General features: G+C 32.5%; 18 protein-coding genes and 1 pseudogene. 10 read left to right on the top strand and 9 right to left on the bottom strand.

From position 1 onward, the window contains the following. Window positions 1-10 precede the first annotated feature (10 nt). The 3 genes from urtB to urtA form a co-directional block, all read right to left on the bottom strand. Entirely contained in the window at window positions 11-904 is an 894-nt protein-coding gene (gene urtB / locus ACH5TX_RS02475) for an urea ABC transporter permease subunit UrtB (RefSeq protein WP_439337976.1), read from the bottom strand. 67 nt (window positions 905-971) lie between these two features. Beyond that, complete coding sequence (locus tag ACH5TX_RS02470; RefSeq protein ID WP_439337975.1) at window positions 972-1766, bottom strand: hypothetical protein; 795 nt, start codon at window positions 1764-1766, stop codon at window positions 972-974. An 87-nt stretch (window positions 1767-1853) separates the two neighbouring features. Next, a complete protein-coding gene (gene urtA, locus ACH5TX_RS02465; protein ID WP_439337974.1) occupies window positions 1854-3071 on the bottom strand; it encodes an urea ABC transporter substrate-binding protein in 1218 nt (405 codons plus the stop codon). Window positions 3072-4436: 1365 nt separating this feature from the next. Here urtA and ACH5TX_RS02460 point away from each other — a divergent pair. Continuing rightward, the gene (locus tag ACH5TX_RS02460; protein WP_439337973.1) at window positions 4437-5390 is read left to right on the top strand and encodes an AAA family ATPase; all 954 of its coding nucleotides are present in this window, start codon (window positions 4437-4439) and stop codon (window positions 5388-5390) included. A gap of 6 nt (window positions 5391-5396) precedes the next feature. Beyond that, window positions 5397-7880 (top strand): S8 family peptidase, encoded by a 2484-nt coding sequence (locus tag ACH5TX_RS02455; RefSeq protein ID WP_439337972.1) that lies wholly within the window; start codon window positions 5397-5399, stop codon window positions 7878-7880. A gap of 109 nt (window positions 7881-7989) precedes the next feature. On the opposite strand, the gene ACH5TX_RS02450 is transcribed toward ACH5TX_RS02455, so the two are convergent. Continuing rightward, a complete protein-coding gene (locus tag ACH5TX_RS02450) occupies window positions 7990-8250 on the bottom strand; it encodes a helix-turn-helix transcriptional regulator (RefSeq protein WP_439337971.1) in 261 nt (86 codons plus the stop codon). Between the two features lie 833 nt (window positions 8251-9083). Between ACH5TX_RS02450 and ACH5TX_RS02445 the strand changes: the two genes are divergently transcribed. The 3 genes from ACH5TX_RS02445 to ACH5TX_RS02435 all read left to right on the top strand — a co-directional run bounded on the left by ACH5TX_RS02445 (window position 9084) and on the right by ACH5TX_RS02435 (window position 15881). After that, window positions 9084-12128 carry a SusC/RagA family TonB-linked outer membrane protein gene (locus ACH5TX_RS02445; RefSeq protein WP_439337970.1) on the top strand — a complete coding sequence of 1015 codons (3045 nt, stop codon included), beginning with the start codon at window positions 9084-9086 and terminating at the stop codon, window positions 12126-12128. Window positions 12129-12139: 11 nt separating this feature from the next. Next, window positions 12140-13537 carry a RagB/SusD family nutrient uptake outer membrane protein gene (locus ACH5TX_RS02440; RefSeq protein WP_439337969.1) on the top strand — a complete coding sequence of 466 codons (1398 nt, stop codon included), beginning with the start codon at window positions 12140-12142 and terminating at the stop codon, window positions 13535-13537. Window positions 13538-13610: 73 nt separating this feature from the next. After that, window positions 13611-15881: a zinc-dependent metalloprotease gene (locus ACH5TX_RS02435; protein WP_439337968.1), complete on the top strand. Its 2271-nt coding sequence runs from the start codon at window positions 13611-13613 to the stop codon at window positions 15879-15881. 110 nt (window positions 15882-15991) lie between these two features. Here the strand turns inward: ACH5TX_RS02435 and ACH5TX_RS02430 are convergent, their stop codons facing one another. The 5 genes from ACH5TX_RS02430 to ACH5TX_RS02410 all read right to left on the bottom strand — a co-directional run bounded on the left by ACH5TX_RS02430 (window position 15992) and on the right by ACH5TX_RS02410 (window position 19414). After that, window positions 15992-16255 (bottom strand): DUF6520 family protein, encoded by a 264-nt coding sequence (locus ACH5TX_RS02430; RefSeq protein ID WP_439337967.1) that lies wholly within the window; start codon window positions 16253-16255, stop codon window positions 15992-15994. Window positions 16256-16337: 82 nt separating this feature from the next. Then, window positions 16338-17414, bottom strand: coding sequence for a hypothetical protein (locus tag ACH5TX_RS02425; protein WP_439337966.1), 1077 nt, complete (start codon window positions 17412-17414; stop codon window positions 16338-16340). Next, a complete protein-coding gene (locus tag ACH5TX_RS02420; protein ID WP_439337965.1) occupies window positions 17411-17860 on the bottom strand; it encodes a MauE/DoxX family redox-associated membrane protein in 450 nt (149 codons plus the stop codon). The genes ACH5TX_RS02425 and ACH5TX_RS02420 overlap by 4 nt, the downstream gene beginning before the upstream one ends. Before the next feature lie 102 nt (window positions 17861-17962). Continuing rightward, the gene (locus ACH5TX_RS02415) at window positions 17963-18892 is read right to left on the bottom strand and encodes a helix-turn-helix domain-containing protein (protein WP_439337964.1); all 930 of its coding nucleotides are present in this window, start codon (window positions 18890-18892) and stop codon (window positions 17963-17965) included. Between the two features lie 141 nt (window positions 18893-19033). Beyond that, on the bottom strand, window positions 19034-19414 hold the full coding sequence (locus ACH5TX_RS02410) for a DUF7793 family protein (RefSeq protein ID WP_439337963.1): 381 nt from the start codon (window positions 19412-19414) through the stop codon (window positions 19034-19036). Window positions 19415-19693: 279 nt separating this feature from the next. Here ACH5TX_RS02410 and ACH5TX_RS02405 point away from each other — a divergent pair, with 279 nt between their 5' ends. From ACH5TX_RS02405 to ACH5TX_RS02385, 5 genes and pseudogenes are all read left to right on the top strand, one after another. Then, a complete protein-coding gene (locus ACH5TX_RS02405) occupies window positions 19694-22015 on the top strand; it encodes an aminotransferase class I/II-fold pyridoxal phosphate-dependent enzyme (protein WP_439337962.1) in 2322 nt (773 codons plus the stop codon). Between the two features lie 27 nt (window positions 22016-22042). After that, entirely contained in the window at window positions 22043-22882 is an 840-nt protein-coding gene (locus tag ACH5TX_RS02400; protein ID WP_439337961.1) for an RteC domain-containing protein, read from the top strand. A 270-nt stretch (window positions 22883-23152) separates the two neighbouring features. Next, window positions 23153-23431, top strand: a complete 279-nt coding sequence (locus ACH5TX_RS02395) for a helix-turn-helix domain-containing protein (protein ID WP_439337960.1) — start codon at window positions 23153-23155, stop codon at window positions 23429-23431. Between the two features lie 178 nt (window positions 23432-23609). Continuing rightward, window positions 23610-23806 (top strand): annotated as a pseudogene (locus ACH5TX_RS02390) (IS982 family transposase); the annotation flags it as partial. Between the two features lie 199 nt (window positions 23807-24005). Beyond that, window positions 24006-24761, top strand: a complete 756-nt coding sequence (locus tag ACH5TX_RS02385) for an Lcl C-terminal domain-containing protein (protein ID WP_439337959.1) — start codon at window positions 24006-24008, stop codon at window positions 24759-24761. The last annotated feature ends 260 nt before the right edge of the window (window positions 24762-25021 follow it).

Below are 25021 nucleotides of genomic sequence, written 5' to 3'. Positions count from 1 at the left end.
AATTGAAAAATTAATCAATAGTTCTGTCTTTCATTGGCGATAATCCCTGTGGTTTATAATGTAAAACCACTAAAACGAAAGTAAGAATAATCACTTTAGCCATACTTGAGGTTGTGAAATTTTCTATAAACGGACTGCTTATTCCAATTAATAAAGCACCTAATATAGTTCCTCTTAAACCACCAATACCCCCTAGAATAACAACTAGAAAAGTATCAATAATATAATTCTGACCTGTTGAAGGCCCTACCGAACCAAGCATTGAAATACAGATCCCTGCAATACCCGCCAAACCACATCCAAATGAAAATGTAAACGCATCAGCCTTTTTAGTATTAATACCTATGCATGATGCCATAGAACGATTTTGCATAACCGCTTGAAGCGTTCTACCTTTAGTTGTCTTATAAATAAAATAATATACAAATAAGCACACCAAGACAGCGAAAACAATTATAAACATTCTACTAAAAGGCAATGTAATATCTTCTGTAACTTTCCATCCTACACTTAAAATTTTTGGCATGGGAGCATCTACATTATTAGAGCCAAAAATATTCCTAGCCAATTGCTGTAAAATCAAACTTATTCCCCATGTAGCCAATATGCTGTCCAGAGGCCGCGCGTACAATTTTCTTATTACGATCCGCTCTATGAGGTATCCTATTCCAAATGATAAGATAAACGATAGTATAAATGCTAATAATAATGTAAGCCATGATCCTTCACTACCAAGAACCAAACTAACAACATAACTACTATAGCAACCAATCATAATAAACTCGCCATGCGCAAAATTAATTACACCCATCATTCCAAAAACAATACTCAAACCAATAGCAGTAAGTAATAAAATAGAACTAATGCTTAATCCATTAAATAAAAACGGTATAAAGTCTCCCATAATTTTATTACATTTTGATTTGTTACAGAAGATATCAAAATACCTTGCTGTTTATAAAGATTTTTATTTAGAAGAATGTCACTCCAAATAAACCAGTTATAGTTTTGTTAATTGGACTAGCAACAACTCCCCCACTTGCTTTAATACTGTAATTTGCTGATATTTTTACGGGCTTACTAATATTAATACCTATCTCATTAATACCAGCATCATTTGCATTAGCAACAGCATCATCTGTCCATTGCCAAAATGTTCCACCACCATTGTCACTATTTAATGCAAAACCAAAAGAAGCATATGGAGATACGGTTATATTATTTCCAGCATCAAAACTGTAAGCTGCTTTAAAGTAAGATGAATATCTTTGAGACCCATCTGAATTTCTATCCCTACCTTCTACAATTGTAGCTAAGAAAAGACTCAAATTTGTTTCAGGAATTGTGTAACTTAAAGACAAATCATAGAAGTGCCTCGTGTTAGCTCCTGTGAAATTAAAATAATCTGCTTGTGTATGGTTTCCATAAGTTGCAAATCCAGCAGATGCAGTATAATCGCTGTAATTATAAATATCCCAAAGAGCAATAGAAAAACCAGATTTAGTAGTATATGAAATGTACAAATCAGTATCTTTCCAAATACCAGCTAATCCGTAACCATTCCAAGTTCCAATTTCAAAACCACCGTACTTAAAACTTGCCTGAGCAGCAACTATAGGGTCTGGTCCTACAGCATATCCTCGCCAGTACCATTGGTTGTGCATTGAAGCCGTGATATCAAATTTTCCTTTTATAGTTTCTTCTTCTTGTGCAAACGTAAGTGTTGAAAACAACCCTACTAATGCTAATAGTAATACTTTTTTCATAATAATATAATAATAAATGTTAGATGTTAAAACAGACGATTCAATTCTTTAAATCGTAGTGTAAATCGCCTATTTATTTTATTTGGTTTATTGAATGTTACCTGGAGCGATAACTCTTTTATCAGTTGCAATACTTGGGAAAGGATCTGGAGAAATCATTTCTGGTGATTGATAAAGAATATCAAATTGCCCTTGACTATTTGCTCTACCAATCATGAAGTTTTTAATTGTATGATTTGTAACTGGATCGATGGATACAACACCTTCTGGTGCACTAAAACTCACTTTACTAATAGCTTGTTGCACAGCATCTGGCTCAAAAGAATTTGCTTTCTTAACAGCTTCTGCCCACAAGTACACACCAAAGTAAGCCGCTTCAATAGGATCATCAGTAACCTTATCTGCGCCGTATTTAGCTTGATATGCTTTTATAAATTTAGTATTAGCTTCACTTTCATAAGTCATAAAGTAGTTCCAAGCTGTTAATTGACCTTCCATAATGTCAACACCTATACCTTTTAATTCTACTTCTGCAATAGAAAAAGACATACAGGTAACTTCTGGTGCACTTAACCCAAGTGATTTCAATTGTTTAAAGAAGCCAATGTTGCTATCTCCATTAACCGTGTTTAAAATAGCATCAGCACCAGAGCTTTTAATTTTTTGAGCAATAGATGTAAAATCTGTATGACCAAGTGGAGCATACTCTTCTCCAACAATTTCAATACCTTCAGCTTTTAATTTCGCTTTAATAATTTTATTAGCAGTTCTAGGGAAAACGTAATCAGATCCTACTAAAAAGAATTTCTTTTTACCTTCTTTTACCATATAATCTACCGCAGGTAAAATTTGTTGGTTTGGTGCTGCTCCAGTGTATATAACATTTTTTGAAGCTTCCATACCCTCATACTGCACTGGATAGAATAATAAATTATTTTTAGATTCAAAAACGGGTAATACTGCTTTTCTACTAGAAGATGTCCAACATCCAAAAACAGACTTTACACCATCTTGATCTATTAACTTACTAGCCTTTTCTGTAAAAGTTGGCCAATCTGAAGCCCCATCTTCAATAATGACTTCAATTTGCTTTCCTAAAACCCCGCCAGCTGTATTGATTTCCTCGATTGCTAACATCGTTGCATTTTTACAATCAGTTTCAGAAATAGCCATGGTTCCTGACAAAGAATGCAAGATGCCTACTTTAATTGCATCATGGCTTAATTCTAATTTTTCATTTTTACTATCGTGTTTACAAGAAAAAACCAAAATTAATAATGCAATGTTCAAAATATTTTTTTTCATAATGTTTTTTTTTAAGTTATTCATTGTGTCTTTAAACAAAGAATTGTTAAATATTTTACAAATTAAAGCACAACTAATTTTATTTTAAAATACAAAGTAATAATTGATTTTAAAAAAAAAAGAGGGGGGGGGTGATGGTGTAAAGCATGTTTTTTTGCAAATTACCCCCAAAAAACACAGGGGTATAGTGTGTTTTTTTTATGATTTATTTTTATTTACCTTGTTTTTTTTATGGTTTATAGATTTATAAGTGTCTTTTCTTATAGATGCCTTTACAGCATAAACTAAATATTTCTAATTCAAACTTTAAAAGCAAGACCGTTGCAAGACATTGGATGTTTTCTACAAATTTCATATCTCTCTATTATGCAATTACCACAGCACCTAACTTTAGTTTATAGTATTTGTGATATCTGCTCACGAAAAATAAAACAGACATTTTAACACAAATCAATACACTTCTAGATAGACAAACAATCATAGAAGTTCTTAAAAAGCATTACACTAAGAACAATAGTACTTCCGGCAAGCCTAGTTATATTGTGGAGTTACTACTATTTACTCGGACAGAAATTTTAAGACTGTTTATTTAAAAACAAGTTTACAGTAGGGAGTTTAAATCAGAAGCAGTATGATTAAGTTGTCAGTGAGAAAATATTAAAGAATTAGCAGATGAGCTAGGAGTTCAGGTGCAACGGATTTATAAGTGGAGAGCAGGTGAAAAAGAAAAACTTCCCCAAAGGTTTCTATAAAACCTGAAACCGATTCTATAGAAATAAAAGAGTTACATAAAGCCTTAAAGAAAAATAATTAGAGCTTGAAATTTTAAAAAAAAGCTGATTACATCTTTTCCAAGAGCGATGGGAAATCTATCAATTTATAGTGAGTTATAAACATTTATATCTTATTGAAAAGAGGTGTAGAGTTTTAAAAGTAAGTCCACGATATAATATTTCATATTGAGATATGCAATATAAAGGGTCTTATAACGGAATAAATGATTTATTTTAGGTAAGTATTTTAATAAAGACTTGCTTGTTAAAGTGTTGTTTCTAGTTTGAAAAGTGTAATTTAAAATTTGGTACAAAATTTATAATTCCAATAATTTAAAAAACTCAGAAAGTAAAATAGGTTTTTAGGTTTGTGTTTAATGTTATAGATAAATGAGAATAAGTTTGACAATCAATAAAAAAATATCAGAATGTCTTTATTGTAAACAGTTACTATTTACAGTAAGTGAGGAGTAGAGTTAAAAAGGTTATATCGAGAAGCATTCAATAATTATAATTGTATCTCTAAAGTGATTAATTACTGTAGTAGAAGAAATAAGGGAGAAGAGATAGAAAATTTTATTACTTTTGTTACATGGCAACAGCAGAACAATTAAAATCATTATTACAATCTCATTATAAAAATGATAATGAGAGATTCACTTCTATTGCTTTGCAAGTAGCAGCACACGAAGCACGTCAAGGCCATATGACGATTGCAAAAGAGATAAAGTCTTTAGTTGATAGATCAAAAACTGATGGATTTAAAGTCATAAAAATAAATCCAGATTTAAGTGATTTAGTTTTAGTTTATTATCCAGAAAATAGATTAAATGAGTTGATTCTATCAGGTGATGTTTCAAATAAATTAAATAGGATACTAAGAGAGTATAAAGAACGAGATAAGATTCTAAAGTATGGTTTGCAAAATCGTAGAAAAGTTTTGCTTTCAGGTCTTCCTGGTACAGGAAAAACAGTTACAGCTTCTGCTATATCAGGGGAATTAAAATTACCATTATATGTTGTTATGATGGATAAGTTGATGACAAAATATATGGGGGAAACAGCTTCCAAATTGAGACAGATATTCGATATGATGATTTCAAATAGGGGCGTTTATTTATTTGATGAATTTGATGCTATTGGTGCTGAAAGAGGAAGAGATAATGAAGTAGGTGAAATGCGTAGAGTATTAAATTCATTCCTGCAATTTATAGAACAGGATACTTCTGAAAGTGTCATATTTGGAGCGACAAATAATGTTAAAATATTAGATTCTGCATTATTCAGACGTTTTGATGATATTATTACATATAATTTGCCAAATAGGGAAGATATTGAAGAATTAATAAAACTCAAATTACATAAATTCCTAGGGGAATTTTCTCTGAAAACAACAGTTGATGCTGCAAAAGGTTTAAGTCATGCAGAAATAACAAATGCTTGTAATGATGCACTAAAAGAAATTATTTTAACCGATAAAAAAAATGTTACGCAAAAACTTTTAGTCCAAATGATGAAAGAGAGAAAAAACAGTTATAATCTTTAAAAGATTATGAGTAAAAAAATAAAGCCACATCTTTTTCTGAAAAACGTTCACGCTTCACAAGATTATACTTTACCTCCTGGTCCACCAATTAAAACTGTATTACCTAATATAACTAGACAAGAGCATGGTGATTTTATACTTTCATCTTTAAAGGAAATATGGAAAACTCATAATAAGGAAGTTATTCAACGAATTGAAAATCATGCGCCAATTAAAGATGGGGAATATATCACTTTTATAGCTGCGGAAAAGCAATTATTAGAATTAGATTCTTTAGGTTCTGATGGTGCTAAATTGCTTAATGTTAAGGTTAGTCCAGAAAAAAATCAGTCAGCTACTGTATATATTCCAGAAAATAAAAAAGAAAAGTTAATAAATAAAATTGAAAAATATCTTGGAGAGAATACAAAGACAGGAGCTCCAAAAAGTCAAAAATTAGTAGAAAAGATTGAAGTTATTAAAAGAACTACTCTTGAGTTTTTATGGAGTAGTTCAAATGAATATTTGCCTAAAGAAGTTGCTGTTTGGTGCGAATTATGGTTGGCTATTGATGTAGAAGAAATAGAAACTGAAATTCAAAATCTGAAAGAAATATGTGACTTTTTGGCTGTTGATTATACAGAGAATTTAACAGTTTTCCCTGAAAGGGTAATTATTAATGTTAAAATAAATTATGATCAGTTAGTAGAACTTATATTGTCGTTTGGGTGGATTGCAGAGATTCGTAGAGCTGAGGAGTTGAATAGTTTTTGGTTGGATCAAACTCTTGTGGTTAGAGAAGATTGGATTCAATCAGCTATTGATAATATTAGCTTTAATAATTCAAATAATTATATTTCCATATTAGATTCTGGAATTAATAACGGTCATTCATTACTTAAAGATGTTTTGTCTAATGAAGATCGTTTAACTATTGATATGAACTGGGGTAAAAATGATTCTGGGCATAATGGTCATGGAACAAGTATGGCTGGTATCGCTACATATGGTAATTTAAATATCATATTAGAAAATAATAACCCTATAGAAGTTAAACATCAGTTGGAGTCTATTAAAATTCTTCCTCCAAATGGGATAGAAAATAAACTTGATAAATGTCATTTTATCACACAAGATGCAATCAGTACAGCTATAATAAATAAGCCAGATTATAAAAGAATATTTTGCATGGCAGTAACGGGAAGGAATCAAAATGATTTTGGAAAACCTTCAACTTGGTCTGCTTATTTAGACAAAATTATTTTTGGTGAAAATGAAATGGACAAAAAAATTTTTGTAGTAAGTGCTGGAAATGTTAGAGATGAAGACGATTGGGTGAATTACCCTGAAAGTAATTTAAACCTTTCTATTGAAAGTCCAGCACAGGCTTGGAATGCAATAACTATAGGGGCATTTACAAAGAGAATTTTACCTAATGCTGTAACAGTAGCTAATAAATTTGAATTATCTCCTTACAGTAGAACATCTAGTTCATGGGAAAGTTCTTGGCCAATAAAGCCTGAGGTTGTTTTTGAGGGAGGGAATTTAAAGAAATTAGAGAACGGCAGTATTGATTATGATGAAGATTTAGATATTCTTTCAACATCAACAAAAGCAAATATAAATTCTTTTTCAAGGTTTAATGCCACAAGTGCAGCTACAGCTTTTGCTTCTAATTTTTTGGCAAAATTGAGAGATGTTTATCCTAATGCTTGGCCAGAAACTTTAAGGGCATTGATGATACATTCAGCATCATGGAGCCCTGAAATGATTAATCAATTTAATATTGATTTAAATAAAGTTGGAGATATACATAAGCTTTTAAGAATAGTTGGTTATGGAGTTCCTAACCATGAAAAAGCAATTGAATGTAAATCAAATTATTTAACTTTCATCTCAGAGGAGGTTATACAACCCTATAAGCTTGATGGAACTATTAAAACTAATAAGATTCATTATTATGAGTTTCCATGGCCAAAAGAAATTTTAGAGAATCTTGGAGCAACAGATGTTACTTTAAGAATTACTTTATCTTATTATATAGAACCAAACCCTGGGGATAAAGGTTATTCTACTAAATATTCATATCAATCTTGTGCGCTTAAATTTTTACTCATAAATCCAGGAGAAACTCCTGAAAATTTTAAGATTAGGACCAATAGAGTTAATATGGAAACTCTAAAAGTTCAGTTAGGAGTCGATAAATTAGAGAGTGGAGATTATGAGAAAAGTACAGGTAATAATAGGTGGTTTTTAGGGGCAGATACTGTTTTTAAAGGTTCTATACATAGCAATTTCTGGAAAGGTTCTGCAGCAGAAATAGCATCATGTAATAGGTTAGCAATTGCTCCATTAGCTTCTGGTTGGTGGAAACAGTTAAAGAAACAACAAAAATCGAATTCCAAATTAAGATACTCACTTATTGTGTCAATCGAAACTCCTGAAAATACACAAGATATTTATACTCCCATTAGTACACAACTTGCTGTTAATAATTTAATTAGAGTTTAATTTTTAGACTATCAATAAGACATTATAAGACTATTTTATTTTTGTTAGTACAAGGATAGCGCTTTAGAATCTTAATAATTATGTGTACTAAAATAAATTAGAAAGGATATTATTGTTTATGAGTATTTTCTAATTCAAAATCAAAGAATTCTTTTAAAGAAATATCAAGCATATTGCAAAATCTTTTTATAGTATAGATTGTAATACCTCTTTTATTTGTTTTACTTTCCCAACGATTGATTATCTGTCTATCAATATCATGTAACTTAGCGAAATCAGATTGAGATAAACCAGTTTTAATTCTCAAAGATTTTACTCTTTCTGCAATCTTATTTTTTAAAATTATATCTTCTTTGTCTAATCCTGCCATGTTGCAATTTTGGTATATTTTTAAAAAATATCGTAATCCATTTGGATTACATATTGTAATTGTATATATTCGTCATTAATATTAAATTTGCGATTCTTCAAATCAAAATATTGAAGCATTCGCTTAGAATCTCGGACAGAAAACTGGTGATTTTATGACAACGAGAGGATAAGTAAGATGCTCACGTCTATGGGCGTGGGCTCACTTATTGTTGTCCGGTATACCAGTACCACTGTCCAATAAGCTGAGTTCCACGCCTTTTTGTATACCTACATTTTGGTTTATACTCAACATTTCTTAGCAGTGCTTTTATTATTTTTTGGAATCGCGACATGGTTTTAAACTTTAATTAGAATGCAAAGCATATTTTGTAAATCAAAACATAGTGTATGTCTTCAGCTCTTTTACGAGCAAGGAGTTTCTGTGCTGGACATTCTTTTTAAGAAAAAACCTAAAGGCCCGATATAGGCTAATTTTCTATGGGGTGTACGCTACATCTATTCTGGATTTTATTATTTACTCCTTTTTTATCCCATAGCCACGACATTCATATTTTAATGGTATCCAGACCAACCATGTTACATAAAGCCTAAAGCTTATATGCTTTCAGATGCCCTTTTGTGCATTCGTTTGAGTTAGTCACTTACACCAAATATGGTGTATAAAAGGATGAACCCAAGGACTTAAGAAGGCTATATAAATAAATACTAACATAACACTACACTGCCTATGACAAGACACTAAAAAAACAAAAAGCCTCCTAATATACTTTGCAAGGTCAATAGGAGGTTTATACCGTTTAAACAAATTAATGTTCAACCTAATTCAAAATTATGAAAAATAATTATATAAGTAAGGGTAGGCGTCTACTATTCTTTACTTTTTGCTTAATACTTTCCCCATTTTTTACCGATGCTTTAAATCCTACTGATGTTTTGTGTACACATGTGTTAGATAATGCGCATGTTCAACAGTCTGAAATTCATGGAACCATTACGGATGCATCTGGAATGCCATTAGCCAGCGCACATATTATGGTAAAGACCACCAAACAAGGCGTGGTTTCAGATTTCGATGGCTCTTATACCATTAAAGCCCAATCAAATGATGTGTTAATAGTTACGGCGCTTGGTTTTGTAACACAGACGATTTCTGTTAACAATAGATCTGAAATTAATATTCAATTGGAAGTGGATATTACGCAATTGGATGCCGTGACCTTAAATGCAGGCTATTATAATGTAAAGGGCAAAGAACGCACCGGAAATATTTCTAAAGTCAAACAACAAGATATAGAACTGCAACCTATTTCAAATCCTTTGGCAGCATTACAGGGGCGCGTATCTGGGGTTGAAATCACTCAAACGTCAGGTGTTCCAGGTGCAGGTTTTGATATTAAAATTCGAGGACAGAATAGCATCCGTACTAATGGTAACGATCCTCTATATGTTATTGATGGTGTGCCCTATGCTTCCGAAACTTTGGGAGATAAGCAAACATCGGGTTCCATTATTCCGCTTTCTGGTGTAAGTCCTTTAAATAATATCAATCCAACAGATATTGTAAGTATTGAAATCTTAAAGGATGCCGATGCGACAGCAATATATGGATCTAGAGGAGCAAATGGGGTCGTGCTTATTACAACTAAAAAAGGCAAACATGGCACAGCTTCTTTTTCCTTGAATATGTCATCTGGTTTTGGAAGTGTAGCACATAGGTTGGATGTACTCAATACCCAAGATTATATCTCTATGAGGAAAGAAGCCTATGCTAATGATGGGATTACCACATTGCCATTTAATGCTTATGATATTAACGGCACTTGGGATGCAACCAAGAACACCGATTGGCAAAAAAAACTTTTTGGTAAGACCGCTTATATAACTAATATACAAGGCGCATTTTCTGGAGGGAGTGAACAAACGCAGTTTTTAATTAGTGGTAATTATAATAAACAAACTACAGTATTGCCGGGCGATTTTGATAATAATAAAATAACGCTGCATAGTAATTTAAACCATCAGTCTAAGGATAAGCGATTCGTACTTCAATTTTTAGCCAACTATACGTCTAATATTAATGATTTACCAGCCACCGATTTGGTAAGAGAGGCTTTGACTTTAGCTCCTAATGCGCCTGATTTGTATAGTGATGATGGAGCTCTAAACTGGGAAAACTCTACATGGGATAACCCACTTCGTAATTTGGAAGGGAAGTACTTAGCTAATAGTACCACTTTAATAAGTAATGCAACTATTAATTACACGATTAATAAGGGGGTAAAGTTAGTGACCAGTTTGGGCTATACTGAGAGTGGTTTACAAGAACTAAGAACTGTACCATCTACTACGCTAAATCCAGCTTATAGCTTAGGTAGTGATATTTCATCAGCAATACATAACAATGCAGATAGAACCTCATGGATTATAGAACCCCAATTACACGGTACAGTACATTTAGGAAACACCAAAATAGAATCGTTGATTGGGCTTACATTTCAAGAACAAAAGAGTCATCGACGCTCACAATTTGCCTATGGGTTTACCAATAATAATTTTATAGAAAATATGGCGGCAGCATCTAATCTATTTGTTCTTGGTGATACCCAAACACAATATAGGTACCATGCCCTATTTAGTAGGATTAACCTAAACCATCAAGGGAAATATATTCTTAATCTAACAGGCAGACGTGATGGATCTAGCAGGTTTGGGGATGACAAGAAATTTGCCAATTTTGGTGCTTTGGGTGCTGCTTGGATTTTTTCAAACGAATCTTTTATAGAAGCTGCTTTGCCATTTTTAAGCTTTGGTAAAATACGAGCGAGTTATGGTATTTCAGGTAATGACCAGATAGGGGACTATCAGTATTTAGATACCTATGCTTTTGGCAGTTCGCCCTATCAATACATTATAGGGTTACAACCTACAAGGCTATACAACCCTGAATTTAGTTGGGAATCCAATAAAAAGCTGGAGTTTTCTCTAGAGATTGGGTTTTTACAAGACCGAATTTTTATAAGTAGTAGCTATTACTGTAACAAATCATCCAATCAATTGGTAGGTATTCCATTGTCAGGGACAACAGGGTTTAATTTTTTAAATGCCAATCTTAATGCAACGGTAGAAAATAAAGGCTGGGAACTTGAATTGAATACAACCAATATAGTTAGTAAAAATATGCGTTGGACGACTTCAATTAATCTAACCATACCTAAAAACAAACTTTTAGAATTTCCAGATTTGGAAGGGTCTACTTATGCCAACCAATTGGTGATAGGGAAGCCCTTAAATATTTTAAAGGTATATGAATCTACAGGTGTAAATCTGCAAACTGGACTTTATGAATTTACAGATTTTAATAACGATAATGCGATTTCTGCACCTGATGATAAACAGGTTACTAAAGATCTTAATCCCAAGTATTTTGGAGGCCTAAACAATCATTTTTCTTATAAGAAATTTAATCTGGATGTGCTGTTTCAGTTTACCAAACAATTGGGTGTGCACTTTTTGGGTATTCCTGGGACTATGGGGAGTCAGACTAAAAACGTATTGAAACGATGGCAAAATGTGCGTGATCAAACCCATGTGCAACGTTATACCAGCGGATTGAATGTTGATGGATTAGTAGCTTATTCTAATCATAATCAAAGTGATGCTGTTATTAGCGATGCCTCTTATCTGCGCTTAAAGACATTGGCTTTATCTTATCAGGTGTCTAAAAAGACAAGCAACGGAATAGGCTGTAACCTGTTTTTAAGAGCTCAAAACCTACTTACCATTACAAGCTATAATGGACTGGATCCAGAGACTAATTCCAGTTCAACCGTTCCTCCATTACGATTTATCTCTTTAGGAACGCAACTTACATTTTAAAAAAGAACATTATGACATATATAATTAAACATACAAACCCGTCTAGATATTTAGCCTTTGTACTTTTACTTTTGGGGCTTTTGACCTCTTGTGAAGATTTTGTTGACATAGATCCTCCAAACAATCAGCTCACTAGTGTCCTTGTGTTTGAAGATGCAGCAACTGTTAATGCAGCTTTAACTCATGTTTATGGTCAACTTAGAGATCAGGGACTCACCAATGGGGGAACCTCAGGATTGGGTTATTTATTGGGGCATTACACCGATGAGCTATCACTTTATAGTACCTCGCAGTCTGGGATTCAGTTATTTTTCGATAATAATGTATTGTCAACAGACAGTACCGTTTTGAGCCTGTGGAATAGCAGTTATAATCTAATTTATGCTACTAACAACATTATTGAAGGTGTTAATAGTTCAACAAACTTATCGGAGGAAAATAAAGACTTATTTCTTGGAGAAGCTTATTTTATAAGAGCCTTCATTCATTTTTATTTACTTAATCTCTTTGGAGATATCCCATATATTGATACTACTGATTATCGTATTAATAGTAAAATTTCAAGACTGGAAGAATATCAAGTGTATCAAAAAATAATAGATGATCTGGTGTTATCTAAATCACTATTAGCTACAAATTATGCAGAAGAAAACAGAGTACGTCCTAATAAATGGGTAGTAACTGCACTTTTAGCGAGGGTATATCTTTATAGCGAGTATTGGGACGAGGCTTTAAGCGAAGCTAACGAGGTACTTTCTAGTAGTGCTTACGCTTTGAATACAGATATTAATCAGGTGTTTTTAAAAAACAGTATTGAGACGATTTGGCAATTTGATGCTGCGGATTCTGGCGCTAATACCATAGATGGCCTGACTTACATTTTTACAAATGGTCCACCTCCAAACAGTGCTTTAACCAATTATTTTATTGATAGTATTGAAGCGGGAGATGCTCGCTTGAGTAATTGGATAGGAGACGTTTCTAATGGTATAGATACTTGGTATTATCCTTTTAAATATAAGCTTAATACCAATACAGGAGTTACTCAAGAGTGTTCTATCATATTTCGATTGGCAGAATTATATCTTATTTCGGCGGAAGCCAACGCGCAATTAGGGCATGTGTCTATTGCCTTAGATCAATTAAATGTTATTAGAGAAAGATCGAATTTAGCACCTATATCGGTTATAGATATAGCTGCACTTTTAGAAGCTATTTATCAGGAGCGTAAAATAGAGTTTTTTACCGAAATGGGGCATCGTTTTTTTGATTTGAAACGGACAGGTACTGCAACTAGTGAGTTGTCTCCGGTAAAACCTAATTGGGAAAGTACGTATATACGTTTACCGATTCCCCAGTCTGAGCTCCAATTAAATCCGAATCTTAATCCACAAAATGCGGGGTATTAAAATGAAATACTTAAATCTATTATATCATTTTAATGATTGTTACATAAATTTCATTGCTAAACTAAAGTTTTCAATGATTATTTTGTTAGTCACCTGCTCCTTAAGGGGGCAGGTTAACAGCAAGATGGAAGCTTATGATTTTGAGGTGTCCGATAGTTTTATGAAGATTCATTTACAGGATAATCAAGTGTTTTTGGAGCTTGATGAAAAACTATTCGGTAGAGAATTGTTATTTGTGAGGCATGGTAGAGGATATAAACATGTGGTTTGGACCAAATATCTAGATCATCTCCTTTTAGAAACTCCAAGAATTAAATCGCTTTCTGGTGCTATAATCCCTATAAACAACAAGCCATCCCTCGAAAAAAGTATTATAGGAACATTTTCTATTATTAAAGAAAAGAGTACTACCAAAATATTTTGTATCGATATTACCGATTTATTAAAGGAGAATAGTGTTGCATGGTACTCCGGTTTTAAAGAAACGGTTTTCTCTAATCTGTCAGTAATAGAAGCAGTAAATTATTTAGAAAATGAGGTTGTATTTAAAACTAATCGGGTCATTTCAAAAAATGCAAACAAGGTGGCCATTCAAGTTGATTTTAGTTTTTTTCTATTACCAGAACCTATGAGACCGAGATTGTTTGATCATCGAATGGGATATTTTGCAGAGGATGAACTTAGTGCTATCAATCATTTTCCTAAATATGCTAAGGCAAGTATTTCGAGATGGCGTTTGGAGAAAAAAGATAAAAGTAAAGAAGTAAGTGAACCTATAACGCCTATAACGTTTTTCTTAGCTCCAAATATTCCAAAGAAATGGAGGCCTTATATAGAAGCAGGTATTCTAGAATGGTTACCGGCATTTGAAGCAGCTGGATTTAAAAATGCCATTCAGGTTAAGGCAGTCTCTGTTGAAAAGAAGAATTTGAATAGTGTAAACACTTCTGTTATAAGGTGGGTAAATAAGGAAGACATAAGAGGAGAAGCTAATGATGCGGGTTCCCATGTTTCTAAAATAGTAGATTTAAGGTCTGGTGAAATATTAAAGTCCGATATTATAATTGGTTCAGGTTACCAATTCCTTTCAGATACTTATTTTATAAGATGTAGTCCATTAGATGAGCGTGCTCAGCAATACCCTTTTCCTGATGATTTAATGGGACAACTCATTCAATCTGTTGTAGCACATGAAGCAGGTCATGCTTTCGGAATTAAGGACGGAAACTATGGTGAATATATTTATCCGTTTGATAAAATGCGCAATCAAAAATGGCTTATAGAAATGGGGCATACCCCAAGTATCATGACTTATACAAGGCATAATTATGTGGTGCAACCCGAGGATAGTATTTCGCCATCTTTATTGATTCAAAAAGTGGGACCTACCGATGTTTACAATATTAAATGGGGATATGCGTCTTTTCCTAATATTGATACACCACAAGACGAATTTCCTTATTTAGAAAAAATGATACACCAGCAGGATTCTAAACCTTGGTATAGATATAATATTGGTAATTACGAGAATATAGGTCCAGACCGCAGCAATAATGTAGCAGATAATGATAATCCCATAAAAAGTACGGAACTAGGACTGAAAAATATGAAACGGGTTATTGCTTTATTACCAGAAGTTACTTCTACTGAAAAGGATAGCGAATTACTGGAACGCCTCTATGGTAAAACGCTAACATTTTGGTTTAACCAAATGCAGCAGGTCATATCTTTAATTGGTGGCTATACGACATATTATAAGTCAGGTGTTCAGAAAGGGGCTGTCTTTACTCCAATACCCATGAATACGCAACAAGAAGCCATGAAATTTCTAATTTTAAACGCATTTAATGTGCCTGAATGGTTAGCACATCCTGAGTTTACATCCAAGATTCAATATTCGATGTCTGCGGATAAAATATCGGAATATCAATTAAAATTATTGTCAGAAATATTGAGTTCATTAAGAATGAAGCGATTGGAAAATACAGTATTATCTACTAATGATGAATGGCTTATAAAAAGTTTGCTGTCAAAATTACGAAAGGGACTTTGGAGTGAACTATCACAGGAAGATATAAACATAAAATACTATCGTCAGGAGTTACAAAGTGCCTATATAGCTTTTCTAACGGAAGCTATTATAAAACCAAAGGAATATGGTGACACAAATCCTAGTAATGTTTATTATTCATATAGCGACTATTCAAAAAGTTTGTTTTTGTCTGAACTCATGTTACTGAAAAATGACATTGTAAGTACAGGAAAAGCTGTTAAAGATCGTATTACTTTTAGTCATCTAAGGTTGTGCTTGCAAAAAATTGACGGTATCTTAATGAATAGATGATTAATGGCAAATATTTTGTATGTGTCAACATATTGAAATAAAATGAACCAAGATTTAATGTGGAAAAGGGGCTAAATAAGACCCCTTTTCTTTTTTAAACCAAAAATCCCTTAAGGTTTGAAAACGACTCTAGGACAAGATGTTTGGTTTGGATAAAATTTTCCGTAAGCCTGTTGTCCTTGAGCATTAGTACAAAGAATATTTCCAGTTGGAGAACAATTAATTCGCTCAGTACAAGGTACAGGCGCATCAATATAGCCATCAACAACAGCAAGGGCATCTACATCAGTATTAGTTGACGTGGCAAAGGCACTGGTTAAAGCAAAAATGATTGCTACAACCGGAATTAACAATTTAAATTTGAAAGTTTTCATAATGATTGTTTTTATATGAATATTATGATCTACTCTTTTATACAGGTTTTCGATCTTACTCCTGTTACCGGCCGGTAATTTTTTATATAGTAGTATGTTTTTTGAAATATGCTGGTTTTAGTTGATAGACTGAAAGCACATTATCAATAATAGCCACCAAATGATTGTCATAAATATTAAATTCCTTAACTCCTTTTTGATGAATGTTATAGATATAGAAACTAAATAGATAGGTTTGTTTTTTCCAATTATAAACGTCAATAATGGATGCTTGATTAAGCATGGTTCGCTCTTCATATTTCCCTAGTCTATTAGAATGAAACATTATTAAATTTTGGTATAGTGTTGCTGTCTTATTTATTTCCAATGGAGGTGCTTTCATTTTAACTTCTCCGTTCTTGTTTATTGGAGTCAATTGGATTTGTGCCTTACTGACTGTATCTATAGTTTTTTCTCTATGAAGTAATTCCAGACTAGAATTCATTACCATAAACTGGTTTCGGTAGAAATATGCATAGCCTAAATACTTTTTATCTTGAGAAACGATCATGGATCCATCAACGTCGAACATACCATCTATTTGTTTTTCTAATATGTTAGAATTCAATTTGACTTCAAAATCTTTTCTTTTTTTTATGATACCGAGTATGCTGTTATTTGCTTTACTACTAATCGTTTTTATATATAAGGTATTTGAATCTATAGGTGTAGCATTTGTAAAATAGGCTTTGTCTTTCATCCATAGTCTTGCTTGCCATGTTTCCATAGTGCCACGAAAAACACAAGGTATGGTTCCGTCCATTACAAAGAAATATGGTGGATGTAATTTTATGCTTATTGACCGGAATGGGAAATCCTTTCTTTCTAATCTAATTCGGATGTGTTGAGTGTCTTTTGTTTTTAAGTTTACTTGTAAAAGATGTAATGGAGCTGTTGTATTTCCTAAATATAGGATGTTGTTTTTGTAACCAGCTATATAGTAGGAGTTGTATTTAAGAGAAAGGTTGTAGGTTTTACTAATTGGGTGGTGAGGGTATCTTCTAACAAAGGCATTGTTACGATGTATTTGATTTTCGGAAAGTAAAAACATGATAACCATAAGCGCACTACTCAGTACCCCAAGAATGATTAATCTAAAAAGAGTTTTGAGAACTTTCATGATATTTTGTTTTTTTTGGTTGAAGGGTTTATTTCTAAATAATAGATCGAGATTAGTGCCATTGCAATAAATAGGATATTAAATATAATATGCTCTGTCCATCCCAATTCTTCTAACACACCACCACATGAGCAGGGTATATAGTCACTAAAGTTTAAAATGAGTATGATATAAGTTGTAAATAAAACCATCAGTGAGAAACTCGCATAAAAGGCTAAAAGCATATATTTTGGGACTAAGAATAAACTTGAAAGCACTAGTTCAATTAGGGGAATGCCCCAGGCGAATAGATTAGCATACCTAGTAATAATTGGAGATTGACCTAATTGTATTTGAAACTGATCAAATTCAAGAAGTTTAGTTGTTGCTGCATATACCAATAATATGATAAAGAGTATTCGGGATATTTGCAGTAAAATTTGAATGTGTTTTGTTGAAGGTGCCATATCTTTTGATTTGATATGGTAAAATTCGATAGTAAAAATTATTAGAAAGGGATAAATTTTTGACTGTAAAGGATTTAATTAGAAAAAAAGGCTTAGAGGGTTTTATATATCCTTATTTAATGACTTTTTACGTAGGGCACTTGGGGTGTATTCGTATCTTTTTTTAAAAGTTCTTGAGAAATGAGCCATACTTTTAAAGCCTGTCTTATAGGCAATGGATTTAAGGGAATGATCCGTGTATTGAATCATCATTTTTGATTTTCGTAAGCGTTCTTCCATTAAGAAGCGATATACCGATGTACCATATAATTCTTTAAATCCGTATTTTAATTTGAATTCGTTTGTCCCTAATTCTAAAGCAAAGTCTTTTAATGATGGGAAATCTTTTTCAAGATGATTAATTATCATATCATGCCCTTTTCTTATTTTGCGTATATCGTCATGATTTAATCGGATTTTTGATTTTCTCTGGTTGCTTGAAACCTCTTTTGAAGCCTGTTTTTGCTTGTTAGAGAATTGAATTACATGTTGTTTTAATTCGTTTTCTAAAAGGTTTTGACTGTTTGTATGTAGAATGACTGTAAGAAGGGTTTTGTTTTGAGAGTTATTCTTCGATTTAAAAGTACTGAGATAACAAATTTTTGGAAGTGTTAAATGGTCTTTTGCTTTGAAGGTTAATTTTATGGATGTGTCCTCACATTGCTTTTGAGTTAATTTATGCCAGGTCTCTACCCAAATATGTTTTGATTTTTCAACCAGGTAATCTGTAAATGGTTTTCCAATGATACTGCCATGTAAAGACGACAAAATATTGCTTGCTTGTTGATTAGCCATGTCAATAAGACCATCTTGATTTATAATGAAACTCATTTGGATAATGTCTATTATGATGTTATTTAAATTAGCATACCCTTGATGTAGCATGTTTTCTTGTATCTCTTCAGCTAGCATATTAAGAGATATGCTGATGGCTTCAATATTATCATTTTTAGATGTTCGTTCCAAACGATAAAAGAAATTGCCAGATGCCATTTCTAATACCATTTGGTTAATTTGTCGTATTCTTTGTTTTTTATTTTCACTCACTTTTTAATAGGGGTATTTAATTTATTTTTGTGAGAGACTTTAATTTTAATCAAAAAATAGAATTATTTATAGTTTTTATTGGTTATGTTAAGTCATGAATGCGCGTAGAAATTTTAAAGCATCTTCTTTATTTTCAAATGATTTTGTTGGAATTTGAGGGGTACTCGTTCGAATATAGAATTCAGATAGCATTTTGGAAACTGGAGGTTCAATAATTACAGCCACGGCTTTTATTAATGTTGATCCTTCCATAGCTACATAAGCTCTTGCCGACTTATTAATATTTTTAATACCTCGTATATCACATAGAATAGGTAGGAACTGCCCCTCATGAAGTAATAGCCTGTCCTTGACTACTTGAATAGCAGCATCTAAGTCTATACTCACACCTTGGTGATATATAATGTGTAAGATGCCATCATCTAGGAATTTATACGATGCATAGTCATTTTCAAAATAATTTCGCATGGTAAATAGAAAACTGGTTTTTCATTATAAACATACAAAATTATCAATAAAATCATTTGCTATACATTGAAAATCACCGATGCCTGATGTCTTTTGTTTGCCTAATAAGGATTAAAAGTTTACTCTAAAGGATTATGGAAAGTGGTTATTTTTCAATCTCCTGCAAATTCATCTAAATTATATGACATTTAAATATATAATCAGATGGCAAAAATAAAACACAACAATTTTTTAGACACGGTAAACGAGGTTTTTACGGATGCAAAACAAGAAGGTGTTATGCATTTGTATGCCGAAGGGGATGGTTTTTCAGGAAGAACCATCGGTATTAATAAAAGAAAACTATTTCATTTTGGAACAACAGGGTATTTAGGGCTGGAACAGGATGCAAGATTGAAGGCAGCAGCGATAGATGCTATTACTAAATATGGTACTCAGTTTCCTTTGTCTAAATCTTATATATCTAATCCACTCTATAAGGAGTTGGAGGAGAAACTTACCGAGATGTACCAGAATCCCATAATAATTACCAAAAATAGCACTTTAGGACACATGGGAGTGATTCCTAATGCTGTTAGTGATCAGGATGCCATAATACTAGACCATCAAGTGCATTGGAGTGTGCAGAGTGCAGCCAAGGTATTGAAGAATAGAAGTGTTCCTATTGATATGATTCGGCACAATAATTTAAATATGTTAGAAGATAAGATAAAATCACTTTCTGATAAGCGTAAAAGAATTTGGTACATGGCAGACGGTATATATTCCATGTATGGAGATTTTGCGCCACTTAAAGACTTAAAATCCCTGAGTTTAAAATATCCGCAATTACACCTTTATATTGACGATGTACATGGGATGAGTTGGATAGGTAAAAATGGAACAGGTTATGCGCTGAGTCAACTGGATGCGCTTTCTGAAAATATTTTGTTATTTGGAACGTTGAGTAAAACCTTTGGAGCTAGTGGCGCAGTATTGGTCTGTTCTAATAAGAAAATGTATCATGAAATAAAAACCTTCGGAGGGCCTTTAACGTTTTCAGCACAACTAGAACTGGCTTCCGTTGCCGCTGCAACGGCCTCTGCTAAAATTCACTTAACTCCTGAAATTTATGAGATTCAAAATGATTTGAGGGAACGTGTAGAGTATTTCAACAGTTTGTTACAAGATACTGACCTGCCTCTCATTGATAAAAATAATTCTCCAGTATTTTTTATAGGGACAGGGATGCCTAAGACAGGTTATAATTTTGTTAGTCGACTTATGAAAGAAGGCTTTTATGTGAATCTTGGAATTTTTCCTGCCGTTCCTGTCAAAAATACAGGGGTTAGAATTACCATTTCAAGGCATAATGAGAAATCTGAAATTAAGGATTTGGTTGCAGCGATGGTTTATCATTTCCCAAAAGCTTTAGAAGACACCCATACAAATTTACATCGGGTTTGTAAAGCATTTAAATTAGAGATGAAATCAAAAGTAGAGGATAAAGTACAGACTGATTTGATTGTTAAAATTGAAGATTCTATTTTGAAATTTGATAAAAGTCTTTGGAATGATTGTGTTGGAAAGCATGGGGTTTATGATTGGGAAGGCCTTAAATTTCTAGAACAAGTATTTAGCGGTAATGAATTAAAAGAGCATAATTGGACGTTCCAATATTTGATTATATATGATAATAATCACAACCCAATTATTGCAACATATCTAACCATAGGTTTATGGAAAGATGATATGCTTGCTAAAGTAAGTGCATCTGAAACTATTGAAAAAGAACGAAAAACAAACCCTTATTATTTAACGTCTAATGTATTGAGTATAGGTTCGCTTTTTACAGAAGGAAATCATTTGTTTATTGATGAGAAGCATCCATTAAAGCAGCAAGCATTACATGTTCTTATGCAATCTATAGAAACTTTAGAACAGGATTTCAATGCTAAAATGGTAGTGCTTAGAGATTTTTCTGAGCAAGACCCTTTACATTCTTATTTTCAAGGTCAGGGTTTTGTGAGAGTTCAAATGCCTAATACGTGTACCATTGATTTAAGAACGGAAAGCACTATTGAAAACTATGTTGCAAAATTATCTTCAAGAAATAGGCAACATGTAAGAAAAGAAATTTTAGCGTATGAGTCTTTATTGAAAATTGAAGTAATGAAAAATTGCGACAACAATCAATTAAAACAAATTCAAGAATTGTATGCCAATGTGCATCAAAATAATTTAGGGCTGAATACCTTTTCTTTTCCTGAAAAACTATTTAAGTCGATGGGAACTCACCCTAACTGGGAATTTATCATTATTAGTTTACTAGAAAGTCCAAATCAAATCATTGGAGTCATGCTTTGTTATAATAATAAAAACCATACATACGTTCCTGCTTTTGTGGGTATGGATTATAAGTATCTCAGAGAATTTTACACTTATCGACAGCTTTTATATCAAACCATAAAACGAGGTATTGATTTAAATTTTAGGCATATTGATTTAGGAATGACTGCTTCTTTTGAGAAACGGAAATTGGGGGCTACTATTGAGGAAAAATACGCATATATACAAACCTCAGATAATTACACCTTAGAGCTTATGGGAATATTAGAATGATAATGGATAAGAGAGGTTTGTTTTTCAATGATGTATCAAGAATTAATATCGGAATTTGAAGCGAAATTAGAAACGTTAGAGTCTCGCTGTGATGATATTTTATATAAAGCAGAAACAGGGATTAATCATACTGAGAAATGTATTAAATGTCTTAGAAATGAAGTTGTTAAAAATGGTTTTTTGTCTACTCAGGATGAAATACAGTTTTTTAAACATATTAAACCACAAATTATTAGTAAGCTGATATATTATGTAAAGTTATATAATATTGAAAGTAAACGCCCTAGAAGCAGTTCTAAGTTTCAAATTAAATACCTAAATAATCAAATTAATAAGTTACAGGTTTTTTTTAATGATAACTTAGAATTCTATCATTACTACCGCAGGGGAGCTACGACCCTTGATGAACAATATTTTGTTAGAGGAAAATCAGATTTACGTTCTCTAACAGATTCGTTTCATGCCTTTATAGATGATGAGTTCTCTACATGTCAGGATAATACAGTCGCGACTATTATGGCTTTTGATATGCTCATTGTATATCTACAACAGGAAATAGAAGCCTTAGAAACGGATACTAACCCAACTAAAAAAAATGTTATGAAACCAGGATCAAAGCTTTTCTGGACAGGAAGCAAAACAGATTTAATAGAATTGATATATGCCTTGCAAAGTAGTGGTACGATTAATAGTGGTACTGCTGATATTAAAGAATTGGCGTCCTTATTTGAACAAATTTTTAATATAGATTTAGGAAATTACTACCACACATTTATTGAGATAAGAGCACGGAAATGTAGTAAAACGAAGTTTTTAGATAGCTTAATTGATAGCTTAAATAAGCGTTTTGAAGAGTCTGATAAATAATCCCTAGTTATCCCCATCTTGGGGCACGCTATTAATGTTTAAAATAGGGGCTAATTTAAATGGTTTTCATGTTAACATGAAAACTAGATCGTTTATATATCTATAATATTTATTAAAAAAAAAGGATAAAAAAACACCCATCTTGGGGGCTTCTATGGATGATAATAAAAAATACTCTCCCAGATTTGTAACTCGAAAGTCAAATCAATTCAAAGCCGTCTCTGCCTTTTTTAAGTATTGGCGGCTTTGTTTTAAACTAAAAAAAATCAAATGGGAGCAACAATTATTACATCCGAAGATCTTCGAAATTTTAAAATGGAACTACTCGATGACATTAAGCAATTACTTAACAATCAATCTTTACAGCCACCAAAAAAATGGTTAAAATCACCAGAAGTTAGAAACTTATTAGGAATTTCTCCAGGGACTTTACAAAACCTCAGAATCAATGGAACATTACCTTATACCAAGGTTGGAGGGGTCTTGTATTATAATTATCAAGAAATCATGCAAGTATTAGATCAAAATAGAATTCATAATAAATTTTAAGTTGTTTAGGAGCATATAAATTATATCAAACACCTTAATAGTGTAGTTAGAGCAATTCTTTAAAGATACATGTTTAAATCTAACGCATACTATTTTATAAGTAGCGTTGTATTTGTTTTGTAATCGTAGCTTTTTTAAGAAACCTTTTGTCCAATAGTGGAGAGGTAATGGGGGTTAAAAATCAAGAAAACGTATTGAAACTTTGTTTTTATCAAATTATGTGATGAATTTATTATGAGACGCAATTATGTCAAATCTTTTGATAGATTAAAAAATAGAATCTTGTCCAAAATTAATAGAATGGCAGTAGTTCAGTTTGTTAAAAACTTTGTATTAAGAAGTAATATTAATAACTTAAAAGCACAGTGGTTATAAAAGAGTTTTAGTTATAATTATTCACTTATCTATAATATATTCCGTTTATTACTTTGGTTTTTTAAAGTTTAAAATAAGCATGTTTCTTTGCTTATGAATGTTTTTGTTAAAAACAATAAAAACAATAAAAACAATAAAAACAATAAAAACAATAAAAACAATAAAAACAATAAAAACAATGAAAACAAATTTACTTAGTTTGTATTTACTATTTACAGTTGTAATTTCGGGATATTCACAGATAGGTATAGGAACACCAACGCCAGATGCTTCATCGGTATTAGAATTAAGTTCAACAACACAGGGATTTTTGCCTCCTCGAATGACATATTCCGATATGACATCCATAGTTTCACCAGCCGAGGGTTTGGTTGTTTATTGTTTAGATTGTGATCCAAAGGGATTATGTTATTATGACGGAACAGATTTTTTGAATACAGTAAGCGGATTAGTAGCATCAGAACTACTAGAGATAGGCAAATTTATGCACGGCGGCATTGTTTTTTGGATAGATCCAACCGATTCTTCTCATGGTTTAGTTTGTGCAGTAGAAGATCAAAGCTCTGGAAATCGATGGTATAATGGTAGTTATGTTGAAACAGGAGCAACAGCAACAGCTATTGGAACAGGCTTAGCTAATACAGATACTATTATAAGCGTACAAGGAGCTCTAGAAACAACTTACGCAGCTGGTTTAGCGAATGCTTATACTGGAGGAGGTTTTTCCGATTGGTTTTTACCTAGTAAGGATGAGTTAGCTGAAATGTATGATAAAAAGACCGAAATAAATGCTGGTGCAAGTTTAAATAGTGGTAGCGATTTTTATCTGGGTTACTACTGGTGTTCTACGGAGTCCGGTACCGCTGCCGCGTGGTCCCAGAATTTCTCCAATGGTAATCAGATCAGCGGCCTTAAGGGCAGCACGTACGTTGTGCGTCCCGTTCGGGCTTTTTAGTTATTTAATTATTTAGTTATTAAAAAAGTTTACCGCGTAAGCGGTCGGTTTATTTTTAAAAAAAATGGCATTACACACAGAGTTACCTGTATATAGAGACACATATAAATTGGTGTTATAAGTTTTTGTAAGTACTAAAACCTTTCCTAAAGAATATAAGTATAGTTTAGGTAGAGATATGGAACGCGATGTATTGGTTTTAATGCGTTGTATTTACCGTGCCAACAGATCTCAAGAGAAAACTGTTTTTTTAAATGATT

It is taken from the genome of Thalassobellus citreus, assembly GCF_044385915.1.
Lineage (GTDB): Bacteria > Bacteroidota > Bacteroidia > Flavobacteriales > Flavobacteriaceae > Thalassobellus > Thalassobellus citreus.
This window is presented reverse-complemented; position numbering and strand designations above follow the sequence as displayed.

Bases quoted from the DNA above. Each gene is read 5' to 3' on its own strand.
- ACH5TX_RS02415 (WP_439337964.1), bottom strand. From the start codon at position 18,892: ATGGCATCTGGCAATTTCTTTTATCGTTTGGAACGAACATCTAAAAAT.
- ACH5TX_RS02470 (WP_439337975.1), bottom strand. From the start codon at position 1,766: ATGAAAAAAGTATTACTATTAGCATTAGTAGGGTTGTTTTCAACACTT.
- ACH5TX_RS02435 (WP_439337968.1), top strand. From the start codon at position 13,611: ATGATTATTTTGTTAGTCACCTGCTCCTTAAGGGGGCAGGTTAACAGC.
- urtA (WP_439337974.1), bottom strand. From the start codon at position 3,071: ATGAAAAAAAATATTTTGAACATTGCATTATTAATTTTGGTTTTTTCT.
- ACH5TX_RS02395 (WP_439337960.1), top strand. From the start codon at position 23,153: ATGGGAGCAACAATTATTACATCCGAAGATCTTCGAAATTTTAAAATG.
- ACH5TX_RS02430 (WP_439337967.1), bottom strand. From the start codon at position 16,255: ATGAAAACTTTCAAATTTAAATTGTTAATTCCGGTTGTAGCAATCATT.
- ACH5TX_RS02460 (WP_439337973.1), top strand. From the start codon at position 4,437: ATGGCAACAGCAGAACAATTAAAATCATTATTACAATCTCATTATAAA.
- urtB (WP_439337976.1), bottom strand. From the start codon at position 904: ATGGGAGACTTTATACCGTTTTTATTTAATGGATTAAGCATTAGTTCT.
- ACH5TX_RS02410 (WP_439337963.1), bottom strand. From the start codon at position 19,414: ATGCGAAATTATTTTGAAAATGACTATGCATCGTATAAATTCCTAGAT.
- ACH5TX_RS02420 (WP_439337965.1), bottom strand. From the start codon at position 17,860: ATGGCACCTTCAACAAAACACATTCAAATTTTACTGCAAATATCCCGA.
- ACH5TX_RS02425 (WP_439337966.1), bottom strand. From the start codon at position 17,414: ATGAAAGTTCTCAAAACTCTTTTTAGATTAATCATTCTTGGGGTACTG.
- ACH5TX_RS02455 (WP_439337972.1), top strand. From the start codon at position 5,397: ATGAGTAAAAAAATAAAGCCACATCTTTTTCTGAAAAACGTTCACGCT.
- ACH5TX_RS02450 (WP_439337971.1), bottom strand. From the start codon at position 8,250: ATGGCAGGATTAGACAAAGAAGATATAATTTTAAAAAATAAGATTGCA.
- ACH5TX_RS02440 (WP_439337969.1), top strand. From the start codon at position 12,140: ATGACATATATAATTAAACATACAAACCCGTCTAGATATTTAGCCTTT.
- ACH5TX_RS02405 (WP_439337962.1), top strand. From the start codon at position 19,694: ATGCATTTGTATGCCGAAGGGGATGGTTTTTCAGGAAGAACCATCGGT.
- ACH5TX_RS02400 (WP_439337961.1), top strand. From the start codon at position 22,043: ATGATGTATCAAGAATTAATATCGGAATTTGAAGCGAAATTAGAAACG.
- ACH5TX_RS02445 (WP_439337970.1), top strand. From the start codon at position 9,084: ATGAAAAATAATTATATAAGTAAGGGTAGGCGTCTACTATTCTTTACT.